The sequence below is a fragment of the Streptomyces sp. DSM 116793 genome (assembly GCF_057320905.1).
This window is the reverse complement of the sequence record NZ_CM170494.1, coordinates 5,599,195-5,618,054: the sequence shown is the minus strand read 5'-3', so window position 1 is coordinate 5,618,054 and position 18,860 is coordinate 5,599,195. Positions and strand designations below refer to the sequence as shown.

Genomic DNA, 18,860 nt, shown 5'->3' with positions numbered 1-18,860 from the left:
ATGGGTTGTCCGAAGATCGCCTGTCGGGCCCCGGGCCGTGCGCCGGCACTGCGCCGTCAACGCCGAGTGCACCACCCCGTCACCGCGGTGCCACCGGCCGACCCGAGCGTCCCGCCGGGGCCCGTCACCGCCCGGGGCGCCCCTCCGTACCCACGGCCCGGCCGGTACGGAGGCGGTGCGGCACCGGTACGGGCAGGTGCGCGACCGGGAGACGGCCGGTGCACGGCGGGTGTGCGTCAGGTGCGCGGCCGGCTGGGGCGACTCACTCGTCGCCGCCGTCGTCCCCGTCTCCGCTGCCGTCCCCGCCGTCGTCCTGCGCGCCGCCCGAACCATCAGATCCGGCCACGGAAGCGCCCGGGAGGGGCCGCCACCCCCGCAGCACGATGTCGAACTGCTCGCGGGTGGTCTCCCAGTCCTTGTCCGGCGACGACATGTAGATCGCGTATTCGGTGCCGTCGCGGTCCAGGTACGTCTGTTCTATGGCGTGCCGGGGGCCGGGGAAGGAGTCGGCGGGGACCGCGGTCCAGCCGAACTCCCAGAGCGAGCCCGGCCGGTCGCGGAAGGTGTTCTCGGTCAGCTCGTCGCGCCGGTAGTCGGGCAGTTTGTCGTGGAGCTGCTTCTCCAGGTCGACCTGGTGGAGGTACGGGCTCTGCCAGTCGGGCGACCGGTCGACGCTGATCCGGACGAAGTGGTTGCCGTGGTCGGGCGTGTAGTCGATCTGCGAGCCGTTGGCCTCCCGTTGCCACTGCGGGGGAAGCATCAGGCTGAAGCCCTCGATGTCGTCGACCCGCTTCCAGTCGGCCGGCGTCCCACCGGCGCGCTGCGGGGCCGAGGCGGAGGGCGAGGCGGACGGGGCGGAACCAGGGGACCGGGCCTCGGACTCGGGCGCGGGACCGCCCTGGCTCCTGTCGGCGTAGTGCAGCCCGAGGGCGGTGCCGCCGCCGAGCAGGGCCGCGGCGGCGACGACGATCGCCAGCACGGTCCAGCCGCGCCGCCCCCGCCGCCGTGGTCCGGCCGGCGCCGTGGACGTGTGCGGCCCGGGCGAGTGCTGGGACGCGGAGGATATGTGCGGGCCGGGGGGTATGGAGGACCCGGGCGGCGTGTGCGGGCCCGCGGACTGGTAGGAGCCCGGGGGCGTGTGCGAGCCGTGGGGCGCGTACGAGCCAGGGGGTGTGTGCGGGCCGGGCGGCGAGTACGAGCCAGGGGGTGTGTGCGGGCCGGGCGGCGAGTACGAGCCAGGGGGCGTGGGGGAACCGTGCGGTGTGTGCGGGCCGCGGGGCGCCGAGCCCGGCTGATGCGTCGTCATCGGCTCGGGCTGCGGGCCGGCACCGCGGTACCCGGGCGCCGCACCGGCAGCCGCCGCACCGGGGTAGCCGTGGCCGGCGGCGGGCGCGGCGGACGGTCCGTAGCCGTCGTAGGACTCGTACGGGCCGCCCGGCCGGCCGCCGGACGCGTCGTGGAGCTGCTGCCCGTCCTGCGCGACGCGCTGGTTCCGCGTCGGGTCCTCGTAGGGGTGCACCGTGGTCGCCAGGTACTCCTGGGCGGCCGCGGGCCTGCGCCCCTCCGCGGCCTCCACGAGCATCGCCTCGGTGTGCTCCGCGCTGGGGCGCAGGGCGGGGTCCTTGTGCAGCAGCGCCGTGATGACGGGACCGAGGGGGCCGGCGCCGGCCGGTTCGGGCAGTTCCTCGTCGACCACGGCCTGCATGGTGCCCAGCGGTGTGGTGCGCCGGAACGGCGACTTGCCGTCCACCGCCGTGTAGAGCGTCGCCCCGAGCGCCCACAGGTCGGCGGCGGGGCCCGGGTCGGCGCCGCGCACCCGCTCCGGGGCGAGGTAGTCCACGGAGCCGACGACCTCGCCGGTCTTGGTGAGTGTGGAGTCGCCCTCCACCTGGGCGATGCCGAAGTCCGTGAGCAGCACCCGGCCGTCGTCGGCGATCAGCACGTTGCCGGGCTTGACGTCGCGGTGCAGCACACCGGCGGCGTGCGCGGCGCGCAGCGCGCGGAGCACCCAGACGCCTACGTGGGCGGCGTACCGCGGGTCCAGCGCCCCGGACTCCTTGATGGCGTCGGCGAGGGAGCCGCCCTCGACCAGCTCCATCACGATCCAGGGGCGGTCGTCGTGTTCCAGTACGTCGTGGACGGTGACGACGGCGGGATGGTTGACCCGGGCGGCGGCGCGCGCCTCCGTCTGGGTGCGGGCGAGCATCACCGTGCGTTCGCTCTCAGACGCGTACTGAGCGGCGGTCAGTTCCTTGACCGCCACGGTGCGGTGCAGCACCTCATCATGGGCGCGCCAAACGCGTCCCATGCCGCCCCGTCCGATGGACTCACCGAGCCGGTAGCGCCCCGCGAGGAGCAGGCCTTGCATCTGATTCACGTTCCCCCGCAGTGGATTGACCGCACCAGAGTAAGGAGGGCATGCCGGGCATGGAACACGTGGGGGCGGCGAAACCGCACTGTGACGCGTGTGACCAGCGTTCCGCTTTCTTTCGGTCCCGGGCGTGTCGCGGCCCTTTCGCGGGCCCGGGAGGGCCCGTCCACCCGGCGCGGAACGTTCCGTTCCGGTCGCGGCGCCGTCAACGACCGCCTGCGGGGGGCCACCTGGTCCAGCCCCTTGCGGTCCTCTGGCCGGCCACCTGCCGGTGGGGGCCCGGCGCGCCCACGCGGCGGAGCCTCCCCCACTGCCTCATCGGCTCCCCCGCCGCCTCAACAGGTGTGGGAGGTACCCCCAGCAGCACCCCACGACACGGCCTCGCGCCCTTTCGGGGCGCAAGCGCTCAGCCCGTGTACTGGTACGTCGCCGACGCCTGGGTGTAGTAGGAGTCCACCTTGTCGCGTTGGGACTCGGGGCCCCGGACCTGGACGATGTGGTAGTGGCCGTCGACCAGGAGCGCGAGGTTGCGGACGTAGACCTCGCCGCTGCCGGCCTGCCAGGTGAACTGGCCCTCCGCCATGACCCGGTCGCCGACCTCGGTGGTGCGCAGGCCGCTGCTGGTGGCCCAGCTGGAGTCGCGGAACGGCTGGAGCTCGGGCTCCTTCTCGCGCTCGTACACCATCGGGTCGCTGCCGTACTTCTTGGCGGTGTCCCGGCCGGGCACCACGATCAGCTCGAAGCCGTCCTTGCTGTAGACGACCTGCCCGCGGTCGTTCTTCCCCTGCCGGTGCCAGCCGTCGGCCACGGCTATCCGGAAGCCGGCGGTGTCCTTCTTCAGCGTGAAGCCGGGCGGTACGTCGAGCGGGCTGGTCTGCGGCTGGTGGGTGCCCGGGCTCTGGTCGGGCGAGGCGCCGCCCTGAGCGTCCCGGTCCGCGGTGTTGTCCTGCGCGCCCGTGTCGGAGGATGAGCCCGGTGCCGGGCCGCCGGTGGGGCCGCTGCCCGCCTCCTGTCCCGCGGTGTCGGACTTGGGCATGAAGACCATCGCGTACGCCACGGCCGCCGCGAGGCCCAGCATGATCACCACGAGGAGCGTCCGGCCGAGCCGCCTCGGGCCGCCGCCGCGGCCGGCCTTGTGCCGCCCGCGGCCCGTGGTCGCGAGGGTGCCCTTGCGGCGTCGGACCAGCTCGCCGCGGCGCCGCACGATGGGCAGCTTCTCCGCGTCGACGGGAGGGGTGGCCACGACGTGGGCACCGGCGTCGGGCTCCGGGGCCGACCTGATGAGGGAGCGCAGCCAGCCGCGCAGCTCTTCGAAGTCCGGCCGCTCGGCCGGGTCCTGGCGGAGCAGCGACTCGACGACGGGGCGCAGCGGGCCGCACTCCTCCGCGAACGCGGGCGGCTCGGAGCACACCATCTCGACCAGCTCGGGGGTGCTCTCCTCCGGGTACGGGGCGTGCCCCTGGACGGCCCGGAACAGCAGCGCGCCCAGCGCCCACAGATCGGTGGCGGGGCCGATGGGCGGGGCGAGCTGCCAGTTCTCGTGCACGGGGCCGGCCTGTTCGGGGGCCCAGCGCTCGGTGACCGGGCCGACCACGGCCATCCGGGCCTGGCGGGCCCGCTCGGCGGCCAGCGGGGTGTCGGGGCCGCGCCGCGCCGCGGCACCCGCGCCCCAGCCGACGACGTCGCCCCAGGTGGCCCCGGACGCCTGGTCGTCGGGCCGGGACCCGGCGGCCGACTCGGGCCCGGTGTACAGCTCGGGCCGGTCGTCCTGGGCGGACCGCTGCGCGGGGGGCCCGGGACGGCGCACCCCGTACGGGTCGACGATCCGACCCGGCGGGTGGGAGGCGCCTTCCTGTGTGTCGGACTGCGTGTCGGACTGCGTGTCGGAGTGGGGCCCGGTGCCTTCGCCCTGGCGGGCGGCGGGCAGGCTCGGCGCGCCGGGGCGCTGCTCGTCCCCGATGCGGGCGGCGGCCCTGGCGCCCGCCCGGTACGCCGCGATGGCGCCGGCACGGGCCGCTCGCGCGTCCATGCCTCCGCCGCCCGGGCCTCCGTACGGGCCCTGCTGCGGGACAGGGGCCGTGGAGGCCGCGGGGCCCGCGATAGCCCCGGCGGGACCGCCGGACGCGCCGGGTCCGGGGCCCTGGCGGCCGGGTCCGGCACCGGGGCGGCCGAGGGCGGCGCCGGGCTGCCCCTGGGCGGGGCCGAGGGCGCCCGCCGGGTGGGCGGGGCGCATGGCGGGAGAGCCGAAGGGGCCGCCGGAGGAGCCGAAGGGGCCGCCTTGGCCGGGTGCGGCATCGAGGGCGGGGCGCTCCTCGGGGCCGGGGAGGGAGCCGGCGGCGGGTCCGGGTGGCGTGCCGTCCTGGGGGTGCGGGAGGTCGCCAGCGGGCGGGCCGGCGGGGCCCGCGGAGGGGTCGGGCCGCGGGTCGTACCCGCACAGCGCCTCTTCGGCGGCGCCGGCGGCCAGGCCGGTGAGGAGGACCCGGCCGTCCTCGCAGACCAGGACCGTGCGCGTGGTGATGTTGCGGTGGGTCCAGCCGTGCGCGTGGAGGGCGCGCAGGGCGGTGAGGACGTCGGCCGCGACCTCCGCCGCGCGGTACGGCGACAGGGGGGCCTCGGCGAGCAGGGCGGCCAGCGGGCTGGCGGCGACCGCCTCGCTGACGATCCACAGCGAGCCGCCCTCCGCGAACACGTCGAAGACCTGGTCGAGACGGGGGTGGTCGGGGATCTGGGCGGCGGCCTGGGCGGCCTCGACGGCGCGGCGCACCGCGGGGTCGGAGGGCGTCCGGGTGGCGCCGCCGGTGACGCCGCTGCCGGTGATCCGCCGGGCGCCGGCGGGCCCGCGGCCGGTGAAGCCCTCCGGGAGGCCGTCCGCGTCGAGCACCTCCGCCTCGACGACCTCCGGCAGCGGCACCTGACGGACCAGGACCTCCTGGCCGCTGTAGGTGTCGAACGCGCGTGTCTGGGCCAGCTCGTACTCGTCGGACGGGGGGAGGGGCAGGCGGTAGCGGTCGGCGAGTACCCGACCCGCGTAGTCGTCCACGGCGCCGCCCCCTTCCGATCGGTGTGACATCCGCTCGCCGTGTGTGCCCGGCGCAGCGTGATGCGACTGCGCACGGTCCACACGCACTCACGATACGTGCCGAAGTCCGGCCATATCGAGGGGATGTGGATAACTCTTCGGTCCAGACCGGCCGCTCACCCACACGAGTCCCCCTGCCCCGCGGCCACTTGGCACGGTGATCCCCGTCCGTCCCCTATGTCCCCCGCGATGTTCCCCCGGTGGCCCGCCGATCGGGCGGCCACCGGGTCCTGCGCCCACCGGGGCGCACGGCCCGCGGCCGGAAGCGCTGACCCGGGGCGCGCCCCGGCTGAGGTGCGCCCGGCCCCACAGCGTGCGCCCCGCGGGGCGCACGCTGGTCGTCTCATGGGCCGCCCGCTCACCCGGCGGCCCGTACGGTCGCCCGGCCGGACCGCCCGGTCACCCGGCGGCCCGCCCCGGCACCGGGCGGTCGTCCCGGCACCGGGCGGTCGTCCCGTCACGTCGCGGGCTTGAAGGAGTCGGTGAAGGTGGTCCAGGTGCCGCGGGACAGGTCGCTGGTCCACTTGCCGTCCTTCGCCGTGTACATCATCCCGTAGCCCAGCTTGGGGCCGACGACGAAGCCGCGGTCGATCCGGTGCCTCTTGATGCCGTGCGAGACGAAGGTGAACTCCCAGTCAGCCGCGGGCCAGCCCCGGTAGTCGACGCCGTCGATGCGGATGCGGTGGTACTGGGACAGGACCATGTAGTGCTCCTGCTGGTGCCAGTCGAGCACCGGGTTCGCCTTGGGCGAGGTCGTGTACGCGAGGAGCAGTTGCTGGTCGTCGGGGCCGGTGAACTGCACACCGGTGGCGTCCGTGCCGGTGCGCTTCCAGCCCTCGGGCAGGCCGATCGAGAAGCCCTGCGGGTCCTTGTACGTGGTGACGGGGGCGCCCGGGCCGGGGTCCGCGGAGCCGGCGGGGTCGCCGCTCGGCTTGTCGGCGTCGCCCGTGCCGGCGGCGGAGCCCTGGTGGGCGCCCTGGTCGCCCTTGTCCGGCTTCTTTTCGCCGCCTGGGGCGCCGCCGCCGTTCTGGTCGGGCTTGCCGCCGTGCCCGCCGCCGGACGCGCCGCCTCCGCCGGTGGCCGCCGTGCCGCCGCCGGTGTCCTTGCCGGCGTCGGTGGTGTCGTCGCCGGGCAGGGTGAGGGCCAGGATGGTGCCGAGCACGGCCAGCGCGACGACGACCGCGACGATCAGCAGGGTCCGGTGGGGCAGCTTCGCCACCGCGGCCCAGGCGTCCTTCGCTCCGCCCGTCCGGGGCGGGGACGGCTGCGCGGCGGACTGCTCGGCCGGTCCGAAGGCGCCGAGAGGTGCGCTGGTCGTCCTGGCCGGGTCCGGCCCGGGCCGGGCGGTGTCCGCGGCGGGCGTCGTGGAGCCGTGCGTTCCGCCGGAGCCGCCGGAGGTCTTCGGTATGGAGCCGTGCTCGGCCTCGCCGAACGCCGCGGTCGCGCTGTCGGTTCCGCTGCCGCCGCCGGTGCCGTTGCCGCCGGTGCCGCTCCCGCCGCCGGACGTGCCGGTGCCCGCGCCGGGGCCGGACGAGCCGGGGCCCGAGGCGGCCGGCCGGCCGCTCCCGCCGCGAGAGGTGGCCCGCTCGGCGCCGTACGTCCTGGGGTCCTCGCCGCCGCCCGCGGGCCGCTTGCGGAGCCGGTCGCCGGGGGCGGAGCCGGACGGCGCGCCTGGTGCGGCGCCGGAGGCGGCGCCGGATACGGGACCGGCCGCAGCGCCGCTCTCCGCCGGTGCCGTGCCGGCCGCCGCCGTGTGCTCGGACGCGGCTTCGGAAGGCGTGGCACGTGCCGCCTTGGTCCGCGCGGGCCTGGCGTCCGAGCGCGCGGACGCGGACGTGGCGGACGGCGCGCCGTCGCCGGAGGCCGTGCGCGCGGCGTCCCGGGGAGCGGCGTCGCCCGCCGCGCCCGCGGGGCCCCCGGCGGCCCGGGATGCGGTGCCCGCCGCACCGGAGGACCCCGCCCTGCCCGTGCCCGCCGCACCGGACCCCGCCGCGGCGGCCGCCGACCTGCCCTGGACGGCGGTGGCCGCCGCCCCCGTCGCCACCGCGGCCGCCTTGCGCACCGAGCGCAGCGCGCCGCGCAGGCCCCGCTCCTGCGCCTCCCCGGCCGCCTTGCCGGACTCCGCCGGGGCTGCCGCCCCCGCGCCGCCGGTGGCCGCGGCGGCGGCACCGGTGGCCGGGGCCTGGGCGGACGGGCCACCGGTCCCCTCGTCCCCGGCGCCCTTCCCGGACCCGCGGCGCGCCGTGTCGGGCACCGGCAGCAAGGTGGTCGCCTCGTCGGCCCGGGGCGCGGGCGCCGTGGGCCGCGGGGCGTCGGCGACCTCCTGGAGCATCGCCCGCGCGCCGGCGTCGTCGAGCCGCTGCTCGACGTCCTTGGCGAGCAGGCCGTAGATGACCGGCTCCAGGGGGCCCGCGTTCTTCGGCCGCTCCAGGGGCTCGGTCATCACCGCGGTCAGGGTCGCGATGGCGGAGCCCTTGTCGTACGGCGGAACGCCCTCCACGCACGCGTAGAGCAGCCCCCCGAGGGACCACAGGTCGGCCGCCGGTCCCGGGCGGTGGCCGCGGGCGCGCTCCGGGGAGATGTAGGAGGGGGCGCCGACGAGCATGCCGGTCGAGGTGATGGACGGGTCGCCCTCGACCTGGGCGATGCCGAAGTCGGTGAGCACGACGCGGCCGTCCTCGGCGATGAGGACGTTGGACGGCTTCACGTCCCGGTGCAGGATGCCCTCACGGTGGGCGGCGCGCAGCACGTCGAGGACGGCGAGGCCCACCTCGGCGGCACGCTGCGGGGTCAGGACCCCGTCCTCGCGGATCACTTCGGCGAGGGACTTGCCCTCGACCAGCTCCATCACGATCCAGGGGCGGTCGTCCTCGTCCACGACGTCGTAGACCGTCACCGCGCTGTTGTTGCGGATCCGGGCGATGGCCTTGGCCTCGCGGAGGGTGCGGGTGATCAGGCGGCGCTTCTCGTCCTCGTCGCTGGAGGGGAAGCGCAGCTCCTTGACCGCGACCGTGCGGCCCAGGATCTCGTCCTTCGCCCGCCAGACCGTGCCCATGCCGCCGCGGCCGAGTACCTTCCCCAGCCGGTACCGTCCGGCGAGGAGACGTTCCCCCGTGCTCTGACGGGTTTCTCCCGCCTGCTCCGCCTCCGACATGTGACCCCTCTGCAACCCGCCCTGACAGAGCCTCCATTGTCCCCCACGCCGTGGCCCGAACCTTCGCAGGGTCTCCACCTGCGCCCGGGGCCCGTCGCGCATGATGGGCCTGGGCCGGCGGGACGACGACGGAGGACCCATGCCCGTATCCCGGACACGTGCGGCCGTTTCGCTGGCGGTGGTCCTGCTCGGCCTGGTCCCCGGCAGCGTGCCCCCGCCCGGTTCCCCGGCCGCGGACGCCACTCTTCACCGGCTCGCCACAGAGGGCAAGGGCCGGACCGCCGCGCTGCTCGCCCGGGACGCGGCGGGCACGCGGTTCGCCGGCAGCGGACCCGGCATCCGGCGCGCCGACCACTTCCGGGCCGGCAGCATCACCAAGACGTTCCTCGCCACGGTGGTGCTGCAACTCGCCGCCGAGGGCCGGCTCTCGCTCTCCGACACGGTGGAGCAGCACCTGCCGGGGCTGGTGCGCGGCCGGGGCGACGACGGGCGCCTGCTCACCCTGCGGGAACTGCTCGACCACACCAGCGGGCTGCCCGACTTCACCGTGGAGACCGGCGGCACCGTGCCGCTCACGCCGCGCGGCGCGGTCCGCCTCGCGCTGTCCCGCCCGGCGTCCGCACGGGGTGCCTTCGCCTACTCCAACACCGACTACGTGCTGCTCGGCATGGTGATCGAGGAGGTCACCGGGGACTCCTACGCGGCCGAGGCGAGGCGCCGGATCATCGCGCCGCTGCACCTGGCGGGCACCTCCTTCCCGGGCGCCCGGCGGGACCTGCCCGAGCCGCACGGGCGCGCGTACACGGCCGGCGGGCGGGACGTCACCGAGCTGGACCCGCGGGTGGCGGGCGCGGCGGGCGAGCTGGTCTCCACCCTTGACGACCTGAACCGCTTCTTCGCCGCGCTGCTCGGCGGGCGCCTCCTGCCGGCCGCGCAGCTCGCCCTGATGCTGGACACGCGGGACACGGGCGGGGTGTACGGGCTGGGCGTGTATCCGCAGCGGCTGCCGTGCGGGGTGACCGTGTGGGGGCACAACGGCCACATCCTGGGGAGCTATGTGCGCAGCGCCGCCACGGCCGGTGGGGGACGGGTGGTGACGTACCGGGTGGACAGCGATGCGGTGCCCTCGCCGGGGGCGGAGCGGGCGTTGCTCGCGGCGGAGTTCTGCGGGCAGTGATGTCTAACGGTTCGGCGACCGGCCCGCCCCGGCCCGCGGCGGGCCGGCGGGAACGGCCCCTTGCGGTCTCACATCCGGCCGGGGGCCGGGGGCCCGGGACGGGGGGCCGGGGTCGGGGGCCTGGGCCGGGGGCCTGGGCCGGGGGCCGGAACCTGGCGCGCAGGTCCCCGGGGCCCCTCCGGAGTGAGGGGCGAGCCCCGGAGTACCGGGCGCCCAGGGGTGCGGGGTGAGCCCCCGCGTCCCGGGTGCCTCACCCCGCGACGATGTCCGGGGCGCCCAGGCGGGCCGCGTCGGCCGTGAGGTCGTCCGGCTGGAGCTGGGACTCGCGCTCCGCCTGGACCCGCTTCTCGTAGTGCTCCACCTCGCGGTCCACGCGGTCGGCGTCCCAGCCGAGGACCGGGGCCATCAGCTGGGCGGCCTCGCGGGCGCTGCGGGTGCCGCGGTCGAAGGTCTCGAAGGCGATGCGGGTGCGGCGGTTGAGGACGTCGTCGAGGTGGCGGGCGCCCTCGTGGGAGGCGGCGTAGACGACCTCGGCGCGGAGGTAGTCGTCGGCGCCCTGGAGGGGGGCGGCCAGGGTGGGGTCGTCGGCGATCAGGTCGAGCAGCTCCTGCGCGAGCGACCCGTACCTGTTCAGCAGGTGCTCCACGCGGACGACGTGCAGCCCGGTGTCGGCGGCGATGCGGGCGCGGGCGTTCCACAGCGCCCGGTAGCCCTCGGCGCCGACCAGGGGGATGTCCTCCGTGACGCAGTCGGCGACGCGCTGGTCGAGGCCGTGCACCGCCTCGTCCACGGCGTCCTTGGCCATCACCCGGTAGGTCGTGTACTTGCCGCCGGCCACCACCACGAGGCCGGGCACCGGGTGCGCGACGGTGTGCTCGCGCGACAGCTTGCTGGTCGCCTCCGACTCGCCGGCCAGCAGGGGCCGCAGGCCCGCGTACACGCCCTGGACGTCGTCCCTGGTGAGGGGGATGGCCAGGACGGAGTTCACATGCTCCAGGACGTAGTCGATGTCGGCGCTGGAGGCGGCCGGGTGGGCCTTGTCCAGGTCCCAGTCGGTGTCGGTGGTGCCGACGATCCAGTGCCGGCCCCAGGGGATGACGAACAGGACGCTCTTCTCCGTGCGCAGGATCAGGCCCGTGCTGGAATTGATCCGGTCCTTCGGCACGACCAGGTGGATGCCCTTCGAGGCCCGGACGTGGAACTGGCCGCGCTCGCCGACCATGGCCTGGGTGTCGTCGGTCCACACGCCGGTGGCGTTGACCACCTGCTTGGCGCGGATCTCGTACTCGCCGTCGGCCTCCAGGTCGCGCACGCGGGCGCCGACGACCCGTTCCCCCTCGCGAAGGAAGCCCGTCACCCGGGCGCGGTTGGCGACCTGCGCGCCGTAGGCCGCCGCGGTGCGGACCAGCGTGGCGACGTAGCGGGCGTCGTCCATCTGGGCGTCGTAGTACTGCAGCGCGCCGACCAGGGCGTCCTTCCGGAGGCAGGGGGCCACCCGCAGGGCGTGGCGCCGGGTCAGGTGCCGGTGCGTGGGCAGGCCCCGGCCGTGGCCGCGGGCCATGGACATCAGGTCGTACAGCGCGACGCCCGAGCCCGCGTAGAGCCGCTCCCAGCCGGGGTGCTGGAGCGGGTACAGGAACGGCACCGGCTTGACCAGGTGCGGCGCGATCCGCTCCAGGAGCAGGCCGCGCTCCTTGAGCGCCTCCCTGACGAGGGCGAAGTCCAGCATCTCCAGATACCGCAGGCCGCCGTGGATCAGTTTGCTGGACCGGCTCGAAGTGCCCGAGGCGAAGTCGCGCGCCTCCACCAGGCCGGTGGACAGGCCGCGGGTCACCGCGTCGAGTGCTGTGCCGGCGCCGACCACGCCGGCGCCGACGACCAGTATGTCCAGCTCGTGGTCGGCCATTGCCGCCAGGGACTCCGCGCGTCGCGCCGGCCCCAGTGTCGCTGTCCTCACCGCTGCCTCCCGTCAACCTCTCGCAGCCGGCACGGCGGCCGGCCGCGCCCGCACTCACATCCCCCATGCCCAGTCTCACCGCGTTCTCCGACTTCAGCCACCACCGGCCCGTGGCCTGTGGACAACGCCGGAGCCAACACGCCCCAATTTCCAGGCAGTCAATACGGCATCACGGTCATATTTACTCCTAGTGTGACATTGCGCTGGTCCACTCTGTCCACAGGACTTGCGTGATCCTCCCGCTCCGGCTATTGGGAAGGACGCCGTCCCCATGCCCGCTGATCTCGCCGTCATCGGTCTCGGCCCCTTCGGTCTGCCCCTCGCCCAGGCCGCCGTCGCCGCCGGTATCCCCACACTCGGCTACGACCCGCTGCCCGATCCGGTACCCGAGCCGCTACCCGGCCGCCCGGCACCGGAATCCGGCGCCGGGCGGTACGCCGACAGCGTGGAATGTGGCACGGGAGGAGCGAGCGGGGGCGGTACGGCGGCCGTCGGGGGCGCGGGCGCCACGGGGAGCGCCGGGAGCCTGGGCGGCGCCGGGAACACCGGAGGCACGGGGCTCCCAGGAACCGTGGGAGCCACCGGGGGCACCGGGGGCACCGGGGCCGTGGGCGGCACGGGCGCGTGCGGCACCCTCACCGCCGCCGACCTGCGGCGCCTCGTCTCGGGCGGCCCCCGGCCCAGCGCGGACCCGGCCCAGCTCGGCCGGGTGCGCACCGCGGTGATCTGCGTGCCGACCCCGCCGGGCCCGGACGGCGGCCCGGGGCTGGGCCAGGTCGCGGAGGCCGCCCGCGCCCTCGCCGCCCGGCTCCGCCCGCACACCACGGTGATCCTGGAGTCGCCGGTGCCGCCGGGCACCACGGAGGACTTCCTGCTGCCGCTGCTGGAGGAGGGCTCCGGGCTCCGCGCGGGCCGCGACTTCCACCTGGCCTACTCCCCCGTGCGCACCGACCCCGGACACCGGGGCCCCGCCTACCGGACCGTGCCCAAGGTGATCGGCGGCCTCACGCCGGCCTGCACCGAGTCCGCCGCGGCGTTCTACGGGCGGCTCACGGAGAAGGTGGTACGCGCGCGTGGGCCACGCGAGGCGGAGACGGTGCAGCTCCTGGAGACCAACTACCGGCACGTCAACATCGCCCTCGTCAACGAGATGGCCGTGCTCTGTCACGACCTCGGCGTCGACATCTGGGACGTGATCCGCTGCGCGGAGACGAAACCGTTCGGGTTCCACGCGTTCCGCCCCGGCCCCGGCGTCGGCGGCCACACCATCCCCCAGGACCTGTCCCGCCGCACCGTCCCTCTCCGCCCGTCCGGGCCGCCGCAGACGGTGCGGACGCTGCGCATGGTCGAGCTCGCGCAGCAGGTCAACAACCACATGCCCCAGTACGTCGTGCAGCGCGCCGCGGCGCTTCTGAACGAGCACGGCAAGTCCGCGCGGGGCGCTCGTGTGCTGCTGCTCGGGGTCACGTACAAGCCCGATCTGGCCGATCGGGAAGGGTCGCCCGCGGAGGAGATCGCGCTGCGGCTGATGGAGCTGGGGGCCGTGGTCAGCTACCACGATCCCTATGTGCCGTGCTGGGGCGTGCGGGGGCGGGTGGTGCCGCGTGCGGATGCGCTCTACGAGGCGGCGGCCGCGGCGGATCTGACGGTGCTCCTGCAGCACCACCGTACGTACGATCTTCAGGGGCTGTCCGTGAAGACGCAGCTCCTCCTCGACACCCGGGGGGCGACGCCGGCGGGCACGGCGGAACGCCTCTGAGCCCCCCCTCGTCCTCAGTCGCCGGACGGGCTTCATGGGGCGGGGTCGCGGCTTCGTCTTCGACCGCGGGCCGTCCCCGAGGAATCGACCTTGAGAGCTCGTCCTCAAACGCCGGACCGGCTTGATTGCGTGCGGGTCGCAGCCTCGTCTTCGACCACCGGCCGCCCCCATGCGCGCGGTTCGCGGCCTCGTTTTCGACCGCGGGCCGTCCCCCGAGGAATCGCCTTCGAGGGCTCGTCCTCAAACGCCGGACGGGCTTGGTTGCGCGGGGCTGCGGCCTCGTTTCCGACCGCGGGCCTGCCCCAGGAGATCGCCCTTGACGGCTCGTCCTCAAACGCCGGACCGGCTTGATTGGGCGCGGTACGCCGAACGGGTTCCGGCACCCGGCGCACCTGTCGTGGCCGCCCACAACTCTGGGGCTCGTCCTCAAGAGCAACCTGTCCCCATCAAGCCCGTCCGGCGATTGAGGACGAGCCCGGAGGGCGATGCCTCCAGGGACGGCCCGCGGGCGGGACGAAGCCGCGGCCCCGGTCGAGCCCGTCCGGCGGCTGAGGACGGGGTACGGACGAGGTACAAGGGCGAGCCCCGAGAGGCCGGCGTGCCGGCGGCCGCGGGCCGGCCCGCGGCGGTCAGCGCTTGTGCTGGGAGTCCGCCACCGTCACCTCAACCCGCTGGAATTCCTTCAGCTCGCTGTACCCGGTCGTGGCCATCGCCCGCCGCAGCGCCCCGAAGAAGTTCATGGAGCCGTCCGGGAAGTGCGAGGGGCCGGTCAGGACCTCCTCGATGGAGCCGACGGTGCCGAGGTCGACCTTCATGCCGCGCGGCACCTCCTCGTGCACCGCCTCCATGCCCCAGTGGTGCCCCCGCCCGGGCGCGTCCGTGGCGCGGGCCAGCGGGGAGCCCATCATCACCGCGTCCGCGCCGCAGGCGATCGCCTTGGGGAGGTCGCCGGACCAGCCCACGCCGCCGTCCGCGATGACATGCACATAGCGGCCGCCGGACTCGTCCATGTAGTCGCGGCGGGCCGCCGCCACGTCCGCGACCGCCGTGGCCATCGGCACCTGGATGCCGAGCACGTTGCGGGTGGTGTGCGCGGCGCCGCCGCCGAAGCCGACCAGCACACCCGCCGCACCGGTGCGCATCAGGTGCAGCGCCGCGGTGTACGTGGCGCAGCCGCCGACGATCACGGGCACGTCCAGCTCGTAGATGAACTGCTTCAGGTTCAGCGGCTCGGCCGCGCTCGACACGTGCTCGGCGGAGACGGTGGTGCCGCGGATGACGAAGATGTCGACGCCGGCGTCCACCACGGCCTTGGAGAACTGCGCGGTGCGCTGCGGGGAGAGCGCGGCGGCGGTGACGACGCCGGAGTCCCGCACCTCCTTGATGCGCTGCCCGATCAGGTCCTCCTTGATCGGCGCCGCGTAGATCTCCTGGAGGCGGCGGGTCGCCTTGTGCCCCGGCAGGTCCGCGATCTCGTCGAGCAGCGGCTGCGGATCCTCGTACCGCGTCCAGAGGCCCTCCAGATTGAGCACGCCCAGGCCGCCCAGCTCGCCGATGCGGATGGCCGTCGCCGGGGAGACGACGGAGTCCATGGGGGCGGCCAGGAACGGCAGCTCGAAGCGGTAGGCGTCGATCTGCCAGGCGATCGAGACCTCTTTCGGGTCGCGCGTGCGGCGACTGGGGACGACGGCGATGTCGTCGAAGGCGTACGCCCGGCGGCCGCGCTTGCCGCGCCCGATCTCGATCTCAGTCACGTCTGTGGCCTTTCCCTCTGCGTCTCAGCGCCCTCCAGTATCCCCGACCTGCTGCCGGGAGCACGGGACGGGCGGTCCCGGGGAGCTTGCCCCCGGACCGCCCGTCACGCCCGGGGTGCGCCCTGAGTGCCCTTGGTGCCTTGTACTGCCCCTAAGCCGTCGCGGGCCCCGCGGGAACTGCCCGGACGGGCCCGGTGACCTAGTGCCGGCTCGTGTAGTTCGGCGCCTCGACCGTCATCTGGATGTCGTGCGGGTGGCTCTCCTTGAGGCCCGCGGAGGTGATCCGTACGAAGCGGCCCTTGCGCTCCATCTCCTCCACCGTGGCCGCGCCCACGTAGCCCATGGTCTGCCGCAGGCCGCCGACGAGCTGGTGCAGCACGGCGGCGAGGGGGCCTCGGTAGGGCACCTGGCCCTCGATGCCCTCCGGCACCAGCTTGTCGTCGGAGGAGACGTCGGCCTGGAAGTAGCGGTCCTTCGAGTAGGAGCGGCCCTGGCCGCGGGACTGCATGGCGCCCAGGGAGCCCATGCCGCGGTACGACTTGAACTGCTTGCCGTTGATGAACAGCAGCTCGCCCGGAGACTCCTCGCAGCCCGCGAGCAGGCTGCCCAGCATGACCGTGCTCGCACCGGCGGCGAGCGCCTTGCCGATGTCGCCGGAGTACTGCAGACCGCCGTCGCCGATCACCGGCACGCCGGCGTCCCGGCACGCCTCCGCGGCCTCGTAGATCGCCGTGACCTGCGGGACGCCGATGCCGGCGACCACGCGCGTGGTGCAGATCGAGCCGGGTCCCACGCCCACCTTCACGCCGTCCACGCCGGCGTCGAGCAGGGCCTGGGCGCCGTCCCGGGTGGCGACGTTTCCGCCGATGACGTCCACCGGCACCGAGGACTTGATCTTGGACATCCAGCTCAGCGCATTGCTGCTGTGCCCGTGCGAGGTGTCGACGACCAGGAAGTCGACGCCCGCCTCCACGAGCGCCTGGGCGCGCTCCAGGGCCTCCGGGCTGGCGCCCACCGCGGCCCCGACCAGCAGCCTGCCCTCGGCGTCCTTGGCGGCGTGCGGGTACTGCTCGGCCTTGACGAAGTCCTTGACGGTGATCAGGCCCTTGAGGACGCCGGCGTCGTCGACGAGCGGCAGCTTCTCGATCTTGTGGCGACGCAGCAGCTGCATGGCGTCCACGCCGGAGATGCCGACCTTGCCGGTGACCAGGGGCATCGGCGTCATCACCTCGCGCACCTGGCGCGAGCGGTCCGACTCGAAGGCCATGTCACGGTTGGTGACGATGCCCAGCAGCTTCCCGCCCGGGTCGGTGACCGGCACGCCGCTGATGCGGAACTTGGCGCACAGCTCGTCGGCCTCGGCCAGGGTGGCGTCGGGCCGGACGGTGATCGGGTCGGTGACCATGCCGGACTCGGAGCGCTTGACCAGGTCGACCTGGTTGGCCTGGTCGGCGATGGAGAGGTTGCGGTGCAGCACGCCGACGCCGCCCTGGCGGGCCATGGCGATCGCCATCCGGGCCTCGGTGACCTTGTCCATGGCGGCCGACAGCAGCGGAATGTTGACCTTGATGGAGCGCGAGACACGGGACGAGGTGTCCACCTGGTTCGGCAGCACTTCCGAGGCGCCCGGCAGCAGCAGCACATCGTCGTAGGTCAGCCCGAGTGTCGCGAACTTTTCGGGCACTCCGTCGATGTCGGACGTCATGACACCTTCCCCAATAGCCTTGATCGGTGCGGATGTCCATGCTAACGGGCGCGGCAGCCGTGTCATTCCACGGTTCGGGCCAACCTGCGGGTTCGTAGGTTCGTACGGATACGCACCGTCGCGAAGCGTGTGCGCTGACGTATGCGGAACCGGCTCACCCGACGGACGGGACCCGGTCCCCCGGTACGCGGAACCCGGCCCCCGTACGCGGAACCCGGGTCACCCAGCACTCGGACCCGGGTCACCCGGGACGCGGAACCAGGTCACCCGATCGTGGTACACATGCGCATACCCATACGACAACGGGTATGCCTGTGTTCTACTGCTCGGCGAGGGCACGCAGGCGGCTGAGGGCGCGGTGCTGGGCGACCCGGACGGCACCGGGGGACATACCGAGGACCTGGCCGGTCTCCTCGGCGGTGAGCCCCATGGCGATGCGCAGCAGCAGGAGTTCGCGCTGGTTGTCGGGGAGGCTGGCGAGGAGTTCCTTGGCGCGCTCGGCGTCGCTGCTGAGCAGGGCGCGCTCCTCGGGCCCGAGTGAGTCGTCGGGGCGCTCCGGCATCTCGTCGGAGGGCACGGCCGTGGACCCGGGGTGGCGCATGGCGGCGCGCTGGAGGTCGGCGACCTTGTGCGAGGCGATCGCGAAGACGAACGCCTCGAAGGGGCGGCCGGTGTCCCGGTAGCGGGGCAGCGCGAGGAGCACCGCCACGCACACTTCCTGCGCGAGGTCCTCCACGAAGTGCCGTGCGTCACCCGGCAGCCGGGACAGCCGGGTGCGGCAGTAGCGCAGCGCCAAGGGGTGGACATGGGCCAGCAGATCGTGCGTGGCCTGTTCGTCGCCGTCCACGGCGCGGTGGACGAGTGCCCCGATCACCGTCGTCCCGTCGTCGCGCATCGGTCCATGGTGCCTCGGCGCCGCCTGACCCGCGGCACCCGGTCCGTAGTTGTGCACTGAAGCGTTATGAGCAGGTGCGCCGGAACTCATCTCCTGCGCCCTCCCCTCACGCTCGTTCCGCTCGGCTGGCTCGTCCCTGAGGAACTCCACCCTTCAAGGATGCGGCATCGGCGGCGAAACGAGCAGCGGGCATCCGTCGCCCCGTCCACCGAAAGGCGGACGGGGGGCGCCGCATCCCCGCTGCGGCGCACTCAGCGGACCAGGCCCCAGCGGAAACCGAGCGCGACGGCGTGCGCCCGGTCCGATGCGCCGAGCTTCTTGAAGAGGCGTCTGGCGTGCGTCTTGACCGTGTCCTCGGAGAGGAAGAGCTCGCGCCCGATCTCTGCGTTCGACCGGCCATGGCTCATGCCTTCCAGGACCTGGATCTCACGGGCGGTGAGGGTGGGCGCGGCGCCCATCTCGGCGGAGCGCAGCCGGCGCGGGGCGAGCCGCCAGGTGGGGTCGGCCAGGGCCTGGGTCACGGTGGCCCGCAGCTCCGCGCGCGAGGCGTCCTTGTGAAGATAGCCACGTGCCCCCGCGGCCACCGCGAGCGCCACACCGTCCAGGTCCTCGGCGACGGTGAGCATGATGATGCGGGCGCCGGGGTCGGCCGAGAGCAGCCGGCGGACGGTCTCCACGCCGCCCAGGCCCGGCATGCGCACGTCCATCAGAATCAGATCCGAGCGGTCGGCGCCCCAGCGGCGGAGCACTTCCTCGCCGTTGGCCGCCGTCGTCACGCGCTCGACGCCGGGTACGGTTGCCACCGCACGGCGCAGCGCCTCTCGGGCAAGCGGGGAGTCATCACAGACGAGGACGGAAGTCATGACTGACCTCCGTGGCTCTCGCAGCGGATGCGCGTCACCTTGAGCCTCCAGGCTGGTACGAGTCGTCACCTCTGCGGTTGAGCCCTCGGACGCCTGCCCGAGGACTTCGTTCTTTCAACCGCTTCCGCACTCTCAACGACGGTCAC

10 protein-coding genes are annotated in these 18,860 nt (G+C 74.6%); 2 read left to right on the top strand and 8 right to left on the bottom strand.

Translation table 11 applies throughout. The features are described from left to right. Positions 1–262 precede the first annotated feature (262 nt). The 3 genes from ACSMXW_RS22070 to ACSMXW_RS22060 all read right to left on the bottom strand — a co-directional run bounded on the left by ACSMXW_RS22070 (position 263) and on the right by ACSMXW_RS22060 (position 8,604). Positions 263–2,368, bottom strand: a complete 2,106-nt coding sequence (locus tag ACSMXW_RS22070; protein WP_485808213.1) for a serine/threonine-protein kinase — start codon at positions 2,366–2,368, stop codon at positions 263–265. A 409-nt stretch (positions 2,369–2,777) separates the two neighbouring features. Further along, the gene (locus ACSMXW_RS22065; protein WP_485798661.1) at positions 2,778–5,441 is read right to left on the bottom strand and encodes a protein kinase; all 2,664 of its coding nucleotides are present in this window, start codon (positions 5,439–5,441) and stop codon (positions 2,778–2,780) included. 466 nt (positions 5,442–5,907) lie between these two features. Beyond that, positions 5,908–8,604, bottom strand: coding sequence for a serine/threonine-protein kinase (locus ACSMXW_RS22060; protein WP_485798660.1), 2,697 nt, complete (start codon positions 8,602–8,604; stop codon positions 5,908–5,910). 139 nt (positions 8,605–8,743) lie between these two features. Between ACSMXW_RS22060 and ACSMXW_RS22055 the strand changes: the two genes are divergently transcribed. Beyond that, positions 8,744–9,781: a serine hydrolase domain-containing protein gene (locus ACSMXW_RS22055; RefSeq protein WP_485798658.1), complete on the top strand. Its 1,038-nt coding sequence runs from the start codon at positions 8,744–8,746 to the stop codon at positions 9,779–9,781. 250 nt (positions 9,782–10,031) lie between these two features. Here ACSMXW_RS22055 and ACSMXW_RS22050 read toward each other — a convergent pair whose 3' ends face one another. Then, complete coding sequence (locus ACSMXW_RS22050; protein ID WP_485798656.1) at positions 10,032–11,738, bottom strand: glycerol-3-phosphate dehydrogenase/oxidase; 1,707 nt, start codon at positions 11,736–11,738, stop codon at positions 10,032–10,034. Positions 11,739–12,309: 571 nt separating this feature from the next. On the opposite strand from ACSMXW_RS22050, the gene ACSMXW_RS22045 reads away from it, so the two are divergent. Beyond that, positions 12,310–13,497: a nucleotide sugar dehydrogenase gene (locus tag ACSMXW_RS22045; protein ID WP_485808212.1), complete on the top strand. Its 1,188-nt coding sequence runs from the start codon at positions 12,310–12,312 to the stop codon at positions 13,495–13,497. A gap of 629 nt (positions 13,498–14,126) precedes the next feature. Here the strand turns inward: ACSMXW_RS22045 and ACSMXW_RS22040 are convergent. The 4 genes from ACSMXW_RS22040 to ACSMXW_RS22025 all read right to left on the bottom strand — a co-directional run bounded on the left by ACSMXW_RS22040 (position 14,127) and on the right by ACSMXW_RS22025 (position 18,714). Then, positions 14,127–15,251, bottom strand: a complete 1,125-nt coding sequence (locus ACSMXW_RS22040) for a GuaB3 family IMP dehydrogenase-related protein (protein ID WP_485798654.1) — start codon at positions 15,249–15,251, stop codon at positions 14,127–14,129. Positions 15,252–15,450: 199 nt separating this feature from the next. Then, positions 15,451–16,956: an IMP dehydrogenase gene (gene guaB / locus ACSMXW_RS22035; RefSeq protein WP_485798653.1), complete on the bottom strand. Its 1,506-nt coding sequence runs from the start codon at positions 16,954–16,956 to the stop codon at positions 15,451–15,453. A 319-nt stretch (positions 16,957–17,275) separates the two neighbouring features. Then, on the bottom strand, positions 17,276–17,851 hold the full coding sequence (locus tag ACSMXW_RS22030) for a sigma-70 family RNA polymerase sigma factor (RefSeq protein ID WP_485798651.1): 576 nt from the start codon (positions 17,849–17,851) through the stop codon (positions 17,276–17,278). A 251-nt stretch (positions 17,852–18,102) separates the two neighbouring features. Continuing rightward, positions 18,103–18,714, bottom strand: a complete 612-nt coding sequence (locus ACSMXW_RS22025; protein WP_003948568.1) for a response regulator transcription factor — start codon at positions 18,712–18,714, stop codon at positions 18,103–18,105. Between the last annotated feature and the right edge of the window lie 146 nt (positions 18,715–18,860).

Excerpts from the sequence above, each read along its gene's own strand:
- ACSMXW_RS22060 (WP_485798660.1), bottom strand. The coding sequence starts at position 8,604 with ATGTCGGAGGCGGAGCAGGCGGGAGAAACCCGTCAGAGCACGGGGGAA.
- ACSMXW_RS22030 (WP_485798651.1), bottom strand. The coding sequence starts at position 17,851 with ATGCGCGACGACGGGACGACGGTGATCGGGGCACTCGTCCACCGCGCC.
- ACSMXW_RS22070 (WP_485808213.1), bottom strand. The coding sequence starts at position 2,368 with ATGCAAGGCCTGCTCCTCGCGGGGCGCTACCGGCTCGGTGAGTCCATC.
- ACSMXW_RS22025 (WP_003948568.1), bottom strand. The coding sequence starts at position 18,714 with ATGACTTCCGTCCTCGTCTGTGATGACTCCCCGCTTGCCCGAGAGGCG.
- ACSMXW_RS22065 (WP_485798661.1), bottom strand. The coding sequence starts at position 5,441 with ATGTCACACCGATCGGAAGGGGGCGGCGCCGTGGACGACTACGCGGGT.
- ACSMXW_RS22055 (WP_485798658.1), top strand. The coding sequence starts at position 8,744 with ATGCCCGTATCCCGGACACGTGCGGCCGTTTCGCTGGCGGTGGTCCTG.
- guaB (WP_485798653.1), bottom strand. The coding sequence starts at position 16,956 with ATGACGTCCGACATCGACGGAGTGCCCGAAAAGTTCGCGACACTCGGG.